Genomic DNA, 13,289 nt, shown 5'->3' with positions numbered 1-13,289 from the left:
CGTGCCGTTTTGCTTTGTGACTCCAGGTCGCCGGAAGCCGCCTGGACCGCCTAGAGGAAACGATCCAGGATCTTGCGGCTGTGCTTGTCGAGCGCGAACTGGTCGCGGATCAGATAGTGAATGCCGTGGTTATCCGAGATCAGCAGCGTGCTCCCCGTGAGCCGGCGGATATCCTCCTCGCCACGCAGCACAAGATCGGTCTGCCCGCGATCAGTCTGCACGGTCCACACGCTCGGCGTCGCGTAGGTGGAAACATCCACGATGCTGCGAATTTCCGGCATGAACTCCCGCCCGGCCAGTTCTCCCTCGATCAGCGCGCGCATCGGGGCCGGCAGCGCATCCAGGCGCGGAATCCATGCCAGTTCGCGGCCATCGGCACTGACCATGCCGACCCCGTCATCTGGCGCGGAGATCGGGAATGCGCGCACTGGCACCACCCCCTCATGCGCCGTGCCATCGGCCAGCGTCAGCACCAGTTTGCCGAATTGGTTACGGGACAGCGTGTATTCAGGCTTCTGCATGGCCGTTTGTTCGAAATTCTGATCATTGGGCATTGACGGCCTCCACGGGTGCCAGCTTCTCGCCGTCGCTGGTCACATCGGTATCGGCATCGACATTGCGGGCCTGGGCCTGGTACAGCTTGAAATACGCGCCTTCGCGCGCCAGCAGTTCATCGTGGTTGCCCACTTCGACAATCTGACCTCGGTCCATGACCACCAGACGGTCCGCCTTGCGCAGCGTCGACAGCCGGTGCGCGATGGCAATGGTCGTACGACCTTGCACAAGATTGTCCAGCGCCTTCTGGATTTCCTTCTCCGTCGTGGTATCCACGGACGACGTGGCTTCGTCCATGATCAGAATGCGCGGGTTGATCAACAGCGCACGAGCGATGGAGATCCGCTGGCGCTCCCCGCCAGACAGCGCCTGGCCACGCTCACCTACCAGCGAATCGTAGCCATGAGGCAGGCGCAGGATGAACTCGTGCGCGTGGGCAGCGCGGGCCGCGGCAATGATCTCGTCGCGCGTTGCATCGGGCTTGCCGTAGGCGATGTTGTCGGCGATCGTGCCGAAGAACAGGAAAGGCTCCTGCAACACCAGCCCGATATGGCGCCGGAATTCAGACACCGGCAGCGAGCGGATGTCGATACCGTCCACGCGGATCGCACCCTCGGACACATCGTAGAAACGGCAGATCAGATTGACCAGCGTGCTCTTGCCGGATCCGCTGTGACCCACCAGGCCAATCATCTCGCCCGGCTGGATCGACAGGTTCAGGCCGCGAATCACCGCACGGTTGCCGTAGCGGAAGCCCAGGTCGCGCAGCTCGATCGCCCCCTTCACGTTGTCGATGTGCACGGGCTTCTGCGGCTCCGGCACGCTCGAAACATGGTCGAGGATGTCGAAGATCCGCTTGGCGCCAGCGGCCGCCTTCTGCGTAACCGACACGATGCGACTCATCGAATCCAGGCGCGTGTAGAAGCGACTGATATAGGTCAGGAACGCGACGAGCACACCTACCGTGATGGCGTTGTGGCTCACCTGCCAGATACCGAAGATCCACACCACCAGCAAGCCCACTTCCGTCAGCAGCGTCACCGTCGGCGTGAACAGCGACCACACCGCGTTTACGCGGTCGTTGACGGCCAGATTGTGCTTGTTGGCTTCACGGAAGCGTTCGACCTCGCGCTTTTCCTGCGCAAAGGCCTTCACCACACGGATGCCCGGGATGGTATCGGCCAGCACATTGGTGATTTCGGACCAGATCCGGTCGATCTTCTCAAAGCCGTGGCGCAGACGGTCTCGCACCATGTGGATCATCCACGCAATAAACGGCAGCGGCACCAGCGTAACCAGCGCGAGCCACGGGTTGATCGAGATAAGGATGATCGCGGTCATGGCGATCATCAGCACGTCGGTGGCGAAGTCGAGCAGATGCAACGACAGGAACACGCTGATCCGGTCGCTCTCCGAACCGATGCGCGCCATCAGGTCGCCGGTTCGCTTGCCGCCGAAGTATTCGAGCGACAGCTTGAGCAGATGCTCATAAGTGGTGGTACGCAGGTCGGCACTGATGCGCTCGGATACGCGCGCCAGCAGATAGGTCCGTGCCCAGCCCAACCCCCATGCCACCAGTGCGGCACCGAGCAGGCCGGCGAGGTACAGCTTGACCTGGTCATAGTCGATCGGCGCGCCGTTCTGATACGGAATCAGCACCTTGTCCATCAGCGGCATGGTCAGGTATGGCGGCACCAGCGTGGCGGCGGTACCCAGCAGCAGCAGGACAAAGCCGCCCAGCAATTCCCAGCGATAGGGGTGGGCAAAGCGCCAGAGCCGCAGCAGCGCCCAGGTGGAAGGCGGGGTTTCCAGGTCGCGGCTGCATTGCGGGCACACCTCCTCGCCCGGCGGGATCGGCGCCTTGCAGGTCGGGCATACGTCATCGTCGGACGCCGCGACAGCTTGCCCGGTAATCAGCAGGTCCCGGCGCGCTTCGAACTGATCGGCCAGCCGCAGGGCGTCGGGATTGTAACCAAGCGTGTAGCGCCAGTTGCCCAGACGACCTGTCGCATCGGTCAGTTCCAGCATCCCCACGCCGGCATGGTCGCTGTGGGACAGGGTCAGACCGGGCGCAAGGTCCCAGCTCTTGAGGTTTTTTTCGCCGGGAGAGCGGCCGATCAGACGGCGATCCGTCACAACCAGCCACCCTTGGGTAAAATGCAGGCTTGCGTCCAGGTCCAGCTCCAGCCCGGCCAGGATAGTTTCCCCGGGCACGAGGTGGGAGCCGAGATCGGCGCCCCAGGGTCCTTGCGGGCCGGGGTGGGTGGAAGCGGACAGGGAAGACTGGGTCATTGTTGGCGCGAAATGCGTCCGCAATACGTCCACAAAGGGTGAGAGACGGACATAACTTGAAACAATTTAAGGCGGTCGCCGACTGGCGGCCCGCAATTTTGCCCGCAAGTATACATAACGCAAACAAGCGGGGGCGCCTGGTGCGCTGCACAACGCGTTCCGGCCTTCAAGGGTCAACCCTGATGCCGTTGTAACGTTAATGAAAGGTTAGGCTTCCATTTCTCGGGCATTCGCCCACAGCCTCAAGCTAAATCAATGAAAAAGAAGGACATTGAGATTTTCGATGTCATGTCGCTGCGCGGCCCGAATATGTGGACATATCGGCCCGTTCTGGAGGCATGGGTCGATATCGGGGAACTGGAGGATTTTCCCTCCAACAAGATTCCGGGGTTCTACGAGCGCCTGTCGACCTGGTTGCCGACGCTGATCGAGCATCGCTGCAGTATCGGCGAGCGCGGCGGCTTCCTCCAGCGACTGAAGGAAGGCACCTGGCCCGGTCACATCCTGGAACACGTCACGCTTGAGTTGCAGAACCTCGCCGGCATGCCCGGCGGCTTCGGCAAGGCCCGCGAGACCCCGGTACGCGGCGTCTACAAGGTCATCGTGCGCGCCTGGCACGAGGAAGTCACCCGTGCCGCCCTGTTCACCGCCCGCGACCTGGTCATGGCCGCCATCGAGGACCGCCCGTTCGACGTGCCAGAAGCCGTCGACAACCTGCGTCGCCTGGTGGACGAGCACTGCCTGGGGCCGAGCACCGCCTGCATCGTCGATGCAGCCGACGACCGCGACATCCCGTCCATCCGACTGTCGGATGGCAATCTGGTTCAATTGGGATACGGCGCGCGCCAGCGGCGCATCTGGACGGCCGAGACCGACCGCACCAGCGCCATCGGCGAATCCATTTCGCGCGACAAGGACCTGACCAAGAGCCTGCTGGAATCCTGCGGCGTACCCGTACCGGAAGGCCGCATGGTCGACAGTCCCGGGGATGCGTGGGACGCCGCCGAGCGTATCGGCGTGCCGGTGGTGGTCAAGCCCTATGACGGCAATCACGGCCGCGGCGTGTTCACCAACCTGATGACGCGCGAGGAAGTGGAAACGGCCTACAGCGTAGCCATCGACGAAGGCAACGGCGTGATCGTCGAGCGCTTCGTTCCCGGCAACGAGCACCGCCTGCTGGTGGTGGGCGGCCGCCTGGTGGCCGCCGCGATGGGCGAGACCGCCAGCGTCGTGGGCGACGGCAAGTCGACCATCGACGAACTGATCGAATCGCAGATCAATTCCGACCCGCGCCGTGGCAGCACGGAAGACCATCCGCTGAACCGCGTGCGCCTGGATTCCGCCGCGCGCCTGGAGCTGAAGCGCCAGGGGCTGGTGGACGGCAATTCCGTGCCGACCGAAGGATGCCACGTGCTGATCCAGCGCAACGGCAACGTCGCCTTCGACGTGACCGATCGCGTGCATCCGAGCGTGGCCGCGCATGCGTCGCTGGCCGCCCGCGTGGTGGGCCTGGACATCGCCGGCGTGGACCTGGTGGCCGAGGACATCTCGCGTCCGCTGGCCGAGCAGCGTGGCGCCATCGTCGAAGTCAACGCCGGCCCTGGCCTGCTGATGCACATCAAGCCGGCCGACGGCACGCCGCGCCCCGTGGGCCGCGCCATCGTCGACCACCTGTTCCCGGCAGCCAAGGACGGCGGCGAGGACGACGGCCGCATCCCGGTGGTGGGCATCACCGGCACCAACGGCAAGACCGTGGTGGCCAAGCTGGTCGCGCGCCTGCTGCAACTGTCGGGCAAGCACACCGGCCTGGCATGCAGCGACGGTTTGTTCCTGGATCGCCGCCAGGTGGATGCGGGCGACCGCGCCAACTGGGAAGCCGGCCACCGCATCCTGATGAACCGCGCGGTGGAAGCCGCCGTGTTCGAAAACGACAGCGGCATGATCCTGTCGCAAGGCCTGCCCTATGACCGCTGCCAGGTTGGCGTGGTCACCAACTTCGACCATCCCGACCACCTTGGCGACTACTACGTCGAGGACGAGGACCGCATGTACAGCGTCATGCGTACGCAGGTCGATGTCGTGCTCAAGAACGGCGTGGCCGTGCTCAACGCGCGCGATGAGCGCGTGGTGGAGATGGCCGACCTGTGCGATGGCGACGTGATCTTCTTCGGCTTGTCCACGGACCTGCCCGCCATCGCCGCCCATCGCGCCAGCGGCAAGCGTGCCGTGTTCGTGCGCGACGGCAAGATCGTGCTGGCCACGGGCAACAGCGAGACCGCGCTGACCGATGTGTCGGCCATCCCGCTGACTTACGCGGGCCGCGTGGCGTTCCAGATCGAGAACGTGCTGGCGGCCGTGGCGACCGGCTGGGCACTGGGCATCTCCAACGACCTGATCCGCGCCGGCGTGGTGACGTTCGACGTGGGCCAGGTGGACGTGCCGGGCCGCTTTACGCTGTTCGAGCGCCAGGGTGCCACGGTGATCGTCGACGACGCGCACAACGCGACTGCGCTGGAAGCGCTGGCCGCCGCGCTGGATCGCTTCCCGGCGGAGCGACGCATGCTGGTATTCGGTGCCGGCGTGCAGCGCCGCGACGAAGACCTGATCGCGCAAGGCAAGGTGATCGGCAAGAGCTTCGACCGTGTGTTCCTGTGCGAGGACCACAGCGTCAGGCGCGACCTGCCGGACGCGGAGGCCCGCGCGCAGCTCAAGAAGGGGCTGTACGAAGGCCGCCGCGTGACCAAGATCATCGACGAAGGCTCGCGCCGCGCCGCCATCGAGGCCGCGCTGTCGCAGCTGGTGGCGGGCGACCTGCTGGTCCTGCAATGCGACGAGGGCTCCCCCGAGAGCACCGTCGAGCAGGTCCACCAGTGGATGGGCCGCCCCGGCCGCCGCGCGTAGTTCCGTACCTGCCAGCGCGAAGAACAACGGAAAACAGATTCTATGGAAGTCTCTCGCATCCGGGCCCTGCGTGGCCCGAATCTCTGGTGCCGCCACACCGCCATCGAGGCCATCGTGGCGTGCCCGGACACCTCGCACTTGCTGGCGGACCTGCCTGGCTTCGAAGACCGCCTGCGTGCGCGCTTCCCCGCCATCGGCCCGCTGCGTCCGGACGATGAAGCCGGATCGCCATCGATGGCCCACGCACTGGAGACGGCCGCGCTCGGCCTGCAGGCCTCCGCCGGCTGCCCGGTGACGTTCGCCAATACGTCGCCAACCGTGGAGCCGGGCACGTACCAGGTAGTCGTGCAGTACAGCGAGGAAGAGGTCGGCCGCCTGGCATTCGGCCTCGCCGAGCAACTCTGCATCGCCGCCCGCGACGACACGCCGTTCGACCTTGACGATGCGCTGCACCGTCTGCGTGAACTGGACGAGGATGTGCGCCTGGGGCCCAGCACGGGCTCGATCGTTTATGCGGCCGTGGCGCGTGGCATTCCGTATCGCCGCCTGACGCAGGGATCGATGGTGCAGTTCGGCTGGGGCAGCAAGCAGCGCCGCATCCAGGCTGCCGAGACCGACATGACCAGCGCGGTCTCCGAGTCGATCGCCCAGGACAAGGAGCTGACCAAGAGCCTGCTGCACGCCGCCGGCGTGCCGGTGCCGATGGGCCGATCCGTCAGCAGCGCCGAGGAAGCCTGGGCCGCCGCCCAGGAAATCAACGGCCCGGTGGTGGTGAAGCCGCGTGACGGCAACCAGGGCAAGGGCGTGGCCGTGCGCATCCGCACGCGCGAGGAAGTGATGACGGCCTACGAAGTCGCGGCCGATATCTCGTCCGACGTCATCGTCGAACGCTACATCCCCGGTCACGACTTCCGCCTGCTGGTGGTGGGCAAGCACCTGGTGGCCGCGGCGCGCCGCGATCCGCCGCAGGTGATTGGCGATGGCGTGCACACCGTGCGCCAGCTCGTCGAGGACGTCAACCGCGACCCGCGCCGTGGCGAAGGCCATGCCACGTCGCTGACCAAGATCCGTTTCGACGATATCGCGCTGGCCACGCTGGCCAAGCAGAACCTGAGCGCCGACGCCGTGCCCGCCAAGGGCACGCGCGTCGTGCTGCGCAACAACGCCAACCTGTCCACGGGCGGCAGCGCCACCGACGTGACGGACGATGTCCACCCGGACATCGCCTCGCGCGCCGTGGCCGCGGCGCAGATGGTCGGTCTGGACATCTGCGGCGTGGACGCCGTGTGCGAGACGATGCTCAAGCCGTTCGAGGAACAGGCCGGCGGCATCGTCGAAGTCAACGCAGCCCCCGGCCTGCGCATGCACCTGCAGCCGTCGTACGGCAAAGGCCGTGCGGTTGGCGAGGCCATCGTCTCCACGATGTTTGCCGACGGCGATGACGGCCGCATTCCCGTGGTGGCCGTATCGGGCACCAACGGCAAGACCACCACGGTGCGGCTGATCACGCATCTGCTGGCGACCAGCGGCCTGCGCATGGGCATGACCGGCACCGACGGCGTGTACATCCAGGGCGAGCGCATCGACACCGGCGATTGCAGCGGCCCGCGCAGCGCGCGCAACGTGCTGCTGCACCCGGATGTGGATGCCGCCGTGTTTGAAACCGCGCGCGGCGGCCTGCTTCGCGAGGGCCTGGCGTTCGACCGCTGCGACGTGGCCGTGGTGACCAACGTGGGCGAAGGCGATCATCTGGGCCTGTCCTACATCAGCACGGTGGAAGACCTGGCCGTGCTGAAGAGCGTGATCGTGCAGAACGTGGCGCCGCACGGCATGGCCGTGCTGAACGCCGCGGATCCGATGGTGGCGCGCATGGCCGATGCCTGCCCGGGCACGGTCACCTTCTTCGCCCAAGACCCGGGCCTGCCGACCATGGCGCTGCACCGTGCGCAGGGCAAGCGCGTGGTGTTCGTCGACGGCGACCACATCGTGGCGTCCGAGGGCGAGAATCAGGTGCGCATTGCGCTGGCGGACATTCCGCTCACGCGTAACGGCAGCATCGGCTTCCAGGTGGAAAACGCGATGTCCTCCGTCGCCGCCGCGTGGGCGCTGGGCATCGACTGGGCCGTGATCCGCCGTGGACTGGCAACCTTCGTGAACGACGCCGCGACGGCCCCGGGCCGCTTCAACGTGTTCGACTACAAGGGCGCCACGCTGATCGCCGACTACGGCCACAACCCGGACGCCATCCAGGCGCTGTGCAACGCGGTGGAGACCATGAAGTCGAGCCGCCGCGTGGTCGTGATCAGCGGCGCGGGCGATCGGCGCGACGTCGACATCCGTCGGCAAACCCAGATCCTGGGCGGCGTGTTCGACGAGGTCGTGCTGTATCAGGATCAGTGCCAGCGTGGCCGCGAAGATGGCGAAGTCCTGGCGCTGCTGCGCGAGGGGCTGGAAGGGGCGCAGCGCACCAGCCATGTCGAGGAAATCCGGGGCGAGTTCCTGGCCATTGATACGGCATTGGGTCACCTGCGGCCCGGCGATCTCTGCCTGATCCTGGTGGACCAGGTCGAAGAGGCCCTGGGGCATATCGCGGAACGTATCGCGCAAGGCTGAGCGGCATCGGGGGATGCCCCCGCCGCACCCCGCTGTTGCCACGCAAGGCCGGCTCCGTTGAGCCGGCCTTTTTCATGGGCCGCCACTTGCCGCGCAGACGGGACAGGTCCACAGTACGATCACCATCGCTATCGACCGCCCTGCTCCGCCGGTCGCCATCCGATCTCAGAGGAGGTTCGCATGCGCACCCCGCATACCGTAGTCGTTACCTACATCGCCGCCACGCCGGAGCAGGTCTGGGCCGCGCTGACAGACCCCGCGCAAAGCGTGAAATATTTCTTCGGCCGGCGCGTCGAATCGGACTGGCAGGTGGGCAGCCCATTCGTGCTGCGCATGGACGACGGCAAGGTGGATTCCCAGGGCGTGGTCCTGGCGGCGGAGCCGCCCTACCGGCTATCGGTGACGTGGCGCGTGGAGTGGCTGGAGGCGTTCCGGTCGCTGCCCGAAGTGGTGGTCACGTGGCAGCTCGATGCCCTGGGCGAAGCCGTACGGCTCACCGTCAGCGAAACCCATCAGGAACCCGTGGACGAGCAGATCCTGCAAGGCGGCCGCAATGGCTGGCCGCTGATCCTGGCGGGGCTCAAGACGCTGCTGGAAACGGGCCAGCCACTCAAGGTCGAGACGCCCAAGCCTCCGCCTGCCCCATCAAAGGCGCAGTGACGACGCGGGACGATTCGGTGGTGGCGCGGCAGGGATCTCAGTGACGGCCCGGCAGTGACAGCCTGCGCTCCAGCGCGCGCTGCACAAAGGACAACCCGGTGCTGAGCACCCAGTAGATGGCAGCCACCGCCAGATAGAGCGGCAGCGGCTGGTAAGTGGCCGCGATGATCTCCTGCGCGGTGCGCAGCAATTCGGTCACGGTAATGACCGACACCAGCGAGGTGTCCTTGATCAGGCTGATCAGGCTGTTGGAAAGGCTTGGCACCGCCAGCCGCAGGGCCTGCGGACCCACGATGTAGCGCAGCGTCTGGCCTCGCGTCATCCCCAGGCTGGAGGCGGCCAGCCACTGTCCGCGCGAGACGCCCAGGATGGCGCCACGCATGCTCTCTGACAGATAGGCGCCCACGTTCAGACTCAGCGTCAGCACCCCTGCCGGCGTGGGCTCCAGCGCAATGCCGATGCCCGGCAAACCATAGTAGACGACGAAGATCTGAACCAGCAGCGGCGTACCTCGCATGATGCTGACGTACACCCGCGCCGCCCTATTGAGAACCGGCGCATGGCTGATTCCCATCAGCGCGACCACAATCCCAATAAGCAGGCCGAACGCCATCGACAACACGGCGAACTTGAGCGTGAGCACCGCACCCTGCAGCAGCACGGGCAGCGAATCCACAACGAGCGCAAGAGCAGACATGGAAGGAACGGCAGGAATCAGGAATGGCGCGATCATACGTGATCGGCACAGATCCCGGCACGTGGGTGTTGTCTTACGCCCTGGGCGGGCGGCGATGCCTGTGCCGGCGTGGGCGGCTACGGATATCGCTTGTGGCGGCCACCCGCGCCAGGGGCGCCTTCGGCTATTTCAGCGGCCGCGGCGGCCACGGCGCGGATCGAGATCAGGACTTGGCATCAGCGCAAGCAGCGTGGCAACCGCCGCTTGCGCTGCAACAGCATCACTTCAGTGGCTTGGTCACATCCGAACCGAACCACTTGTTCGACAGCTTCGCCAGCGTGCCGTCCTTGCGGAGATCATCCAGGGCCTTGTCGATGGCCTGTGCGAACTTGGGGTTGTCCTTGCGGAACGGGATGGCCACTTCCGTGTTGGCGCCCGGCACCACGGCGCCCGGCCGCAGCGGCAGGTTGGCGGTCTTGATCAGGTAGTTGACCATCAGGCGGTCATTGAGCGCGGCGTCGACGCGTTGCGCGGCCAGATCCCGCAGGTATTCGGGCGCGCCCGGATAGGTCTTGACGTCGATGGCGGGCACGGACTTGGCCAGCTCGTTGTAGTTGCTGCCCAGGCTCACACCCAGCTTGTGGCCCTTCAGATCTTCCAGCGACTTGAACTCGCGCTTGTCATCCTTGCGCTGGATCAGTTGAGCGGCCGAGTAGACGTACGGCGTGGAAAAATCGAGCGCCTGCTTGCGCTGCGGCGTGACGGCGACCTGGTTGACGATGACGTCGAACTTGCCCGCCTGCAGGCCGGCAATGATCGCGCTCCATTCAGTAGTCACGAACTCCGGCTTGACGCCGAGCTTGCCGGCGATGGCCCGCGCCACATCGACGTCGAAACCTTCCAGCTCGTTCTTGGCGCCTCGATATCCGAACGGCGGGTAGGTACCTTCCACGCCGATCTTCAGCACACCCGCCTGCTTTACCGTGTCGAGCAAGTCCGCGGCTTGTGCAGCGGTGGCAGTCAGGCCTGCGGTGCCAGCCAGCAGCGCGGCAGCGAGCAGGGATTTGAACCAACCCGTACGAATCGATCGCATATGTTCTCCAGTGGGATGCGGTATCAGATCCGGCTGCGCTCTTCATTTTCTGGAGGCGCGCCGGTGGCCCTATGAGCCTATAACGGGCTACACACTACCGCAAACGCTATCACCAGCGAAATAACGATTCATTATGGCTATATAACCGATCCGCCTCCCGACGTGGCGGACCGGCTGCGACCCCTCGCTTATTGGAATGCCTTGTCGTTCGGTTCCGCAAACAACTGCTTCATGTCCGGCGACAGCGGGTAGTTCATGTTGATGCCGCGCGGCGGGATCGGCGACTGGAACCACTTGGCGTAGAGCTTCTCGGCACGGCCGCTCGTCATCAGGTCCGCCACCACGCCATCGGCCAGCTTCTTGAACGACGGATCGTCCTTGCGGAACATGCACGCGTAGTTCTCGGTCTGCAGCGGCGCGCCGACGACAAGCCAGTCGCCCGCGTTCTTGGCCTTGGTCCGTTCGCCATACAGCAGCGGCTCATCCATGACGAACGCGACCGCGCGCCCCGTCTCCAGGATCAGGAAGGACTGGCCGTGATCCTTGGCGCTGATCAGGTTCATGTTCATGCCCTGCTCGCCATTCATCTTGACCAGCAGGCGCTCACCCGTGGTGCCGGCGGTAGTCACCACGTTCTTGTCCTTCAACTGCGGGAACTCCTTGATGCCCGAGTCCTTCTTGGTCAGCATGCGGATGCCGTAGACGAACAGGCTGTTCGAGAACGCCACCTGTTTCTGCCGCTCCAGGTTGTTCGTGGTGCTGCCGCACTCGATGTCGATGGTCCCGTTCTGCATCAGCGGGATACGGTTCTGCGAGGTGATCGGCGTCAGCTTGACTTGCAGGTTCGGCATGTTCAGCGTCGTCTTGATCTTGTCGACGATCTGCAACAGGATCTCATGGGAGTACCCCATGACTTCCTTGCCGTCCGAATACGAGAACGGAATCGAGGACTCGCGGTAGCCGAGCGAGATCACACCGCTGTCCTTGATCTTCTTGAGCGTGTCGCCATCGGCGGCGTGCGCGCCGGTGGCGGCGCAGACCAGCGCGGCAGCGGCCAGCAGGCGGGCGGTGGGGGTCAGACGGACAGGCAGTTGCTTCATGTTTCGCTCCTTGATGGGGCTTGGTTTAATGGCATGACTTGAGGCAATCTCACAACCAACTCTCAAACTTCCAGCACAACCCGTGTGCGCCGGCTACGCCAGCGCTGCACTGAAATCTTCCGCATCGATGGCCGGCTTGCGGCCCGCCATCTTGTCGGCGAGCAGCCCTGCGCTGCCCATGGCCAACGTAAATCCGAGCGCACCATGGCCGAGGTTCAGCCAGAGCCCGCGCACGCGCGACTCGCCGACCATCGGCAGACCATCCGGCGTGGCGGGCCGCAGCCCCGCCCACGGCTGCAGCGCATCGAGGTCGGTGCCATTGGTCACGCTGCCGAACACGGCACGCGTCTGCGTGACCAGCGTCTGCGCACGCTCGCGGTCAATCGTGGCGCCGCCGCGTACCAGATCCGCCATGCCCGCCACGCGCAGCGTGTTGCCGATCCGCGCGTAGACGATCTTGTTCGCAAAATCCGTCACGCTGATGTGCGGCGCGTGAGCCCCGTCGACAATCGGCACCGTGATGCTGTAACCCTTGAGCGGCCAGAGCATGGGGCGCACTCCCAGCGGGCGCAGCAGCGGCACGCTGCCGATGCCGCCCGCCACGATCACGGCGTCGGCGCGGACCTCGCCTTCGTCCGTTTTCACCCCCGTCACGCGGTCACCCGATTGCACCAGACCCGTGACGCGCGTACCAAAGCGCATCGTCACAGCGCCCTTCCCTTGCAACAGATGGGCCAGCGACAGACAAAAGCGATGACAATCGCCCACTTCCTCGCTCGGCGTGTAGATGGCCCCGGCGATGTCATGGCGGATGCCGCCCAGCGCCGGCTCCAGCGCGACGGTCGCGTCGCGGTCCATCGCCTGCTGTTCGCAACCCAGGCTGGCCTGGTAGTCGAGCAGGCGGCAAGCCGATTCGTAGGCGGCAGCGTCGCGATGAACGATCAGCTTGCCGCGCCGCGCAAAATCAAAGCCGCCGCCTTCCTCGCGCGCCTCCGGACGCTGCACGAACGCCTGCATCAGGTCGCGCGAATAAAACGCCAGCCGCAGGAGCTTGCGCGTTGTTGCCTCGCTGGTGGCGGCGTTGCATGCCCGCACGAACGCCAGTAGCCAACGCCACTGCGCCGGGTCAGCCGTCGGGCGGAAGCGCATCGGCGAATCGCGATCCAGCAACCAGCCGGGCACCTTCGACAACACGCCCGGACCGGCCAGCGGCGCCACGTAGCTGTAGCTGAGCTGACCGCCGTTGGCAAAGCTGGTTTCCTCGCCCGGACCGTCATGACGCTCCAGCACCGTGACCTCGTGACCGTCATGGGCCAGCCGCCAGGCGGTGGTCATGCCGACCACGCCGGCTCCTACGATTGCTACGCGCATCGACTTGCCTTGCATTCAGAACATACGA

Annotated in this window: 9 protein-coding genes; 3 read left to right on the top strand and 6 right to left on the bottom strand. The window is 65.5% G+C overall.

The window, feature by feature from the left end; translation table 11 throughout:
- Window positions 1-50: 50 nt before the first annotated feature.
- Both BLR29_RS09205 and BLR29_RS09200 read right to left on the bottom strand, forming a co-directional pair.
- Window positions 51-554, bottom strand: coding sequence for a cyanophycin metabolism-associated DUF1854 family protein (locus BLR29_RS09205; protein ID WP_369804573.1), 504 nt, complete (start codon window positions 552-554; stop codon window positions 51-53).
- Complete coding sequence (locus BLR29_RS09200; RefSeq protein ID WP_092136423.1) at window positions 544-2,847, bottom strand: cyanophycin metabolism-associated ABC transporter; 2,304 nt, start codon at window positions 2,845-2,847, stop codon at window positions 544-546. The genes BLR29_RS09205 and BLR29_RS09200 overlap by 11 nt, the downstream gene beginning before the upstream one ends.
- 255 nt (window positions 2,848-3,102) lie before the next feature.
- On the opposite strand from BLR29_RS09200, the gene cphA (BLR29_RS09195) reads away from it, so the two are divergent.
- The 3 genes from cphA (BLR29_RS09195) to BLR29_RS09185 all read left to right on the top strand — a co-directional run bounded on the left by cphA (BLR29_RS09195) (window position 3,103) and on the right by BLR29_RS09185 (window position 9,021).
- Window positions 3,103-5,748 carry a cyanophycin synthetase gene (gene cphA / locus BLR29_RS09195; RefSeq protein ID WP_092136421.1) on the top strand — a complete coding sequence of 882 codons (2,646 nt, stop codon included), beginning with the start codon at window positions 3,103-3,105 and terminating at the stop codon, window positions 5,746-5,748.
- 42 nt (window positions 5,749-5,790) lie between these two features.
- Window positions 5,791-8,361, top strand: a complete 2,571-nt coding sequence (cphA, locus tag BLR29_RS09190; RefSeq protein ID WP_092136419.1) for a cyanophycin synthetase — start codon at window positions 5,791-5,793, stop codon at window positions 8,359-8,361.
- Between the two features lie 180 nt (window positions 8,362-8,541).
- Window positions 8,542-9,021, top strand: a complete 480-nt coding sequence (locus BLR29_RS09185) for an SRPBCC family protein (RefSeq protein WP_092136417.1) — start codon at window positions 8,542-8,544, stop codon at window positions 9,019-9,021.
- A gap of 37 nt (window positions 9,022-9,058) precedes the next feature.
- On the opposite strand, the gene BLR29_RS09180 is transcribed toward BLR29_RS09185, so the two are convergent.
- The 4 genes from BLR29_RS09180 to BLR29_RS09165 form a co-directional block, all read right to left on the bottom strand.
- Window positions 9,059-9,718 (bottom strand): amino acid ABC transporter permease, encoded by a 660-nt coding sequence (locus BLR29_RS09180; protein ID WP_092136719.1) that lies wholly within the window; start codon window positions 9,716-9,718, stop codon window positions 9,059-9,061.
- A 259-nt stretch (window positions 9,719-9,977) separates the two neighbouring features.
- Window positions 9,978-10,790 (bottom strand): transporter substrate-binding domain-containing protein, encoded by an 813-nt coding sequence (locus tag BLR29_RS09175; RefSeq protein ID WP_092136415.1) that lies wholly within the window; start codon window positions 10,788-10,790, stop codon window positions 9,978-9,980.
- Between the two features lie 188 nt (window positions 10,791-10,978).
- Window positions 10,979-11,890, bottom strand: a complete 912-nt coding sequence (locus BLR29_RS09170; protein ID WP_092136413.1) for a glutamate/aspartate ABC transporter substrate-binding protein — start codon at window positions 11,888-11,890, stop codon at window positions 10,979-10,981.
- 93 nt (window positions 11,891-11,983) lie between these two features.
- The gene (locus BLR29_RS09165) at window positions 11,984-13,261 is read right to left on the bottom strand and encodes a D-amino acid dehydrogenase (protein WP_092136411.1); all 1,278 of its coding nucleotides are present in this window, start codon (window positions 13,259-13,261) and stop codon (window positions 11,984-11,986) included.
- Window positions 13,262-13,289 lie beyond the last annotated feature (28 nt).

Source organism: Cupriavidus sp. YR651 (assembly GCF_900101625.1).
Taxonomy (GTDB): domain Bacteria; phylum Pseudomonadota; class Gammaproteobacteria; order Burkholderiales; family Burkholderiaceae; genus Cupriavidus.
The sequence above is the reverse complement of the archived record's forward strand: the minus strand, read 5'-3'. Positions and strand labels throughout refer to the sequence as shown.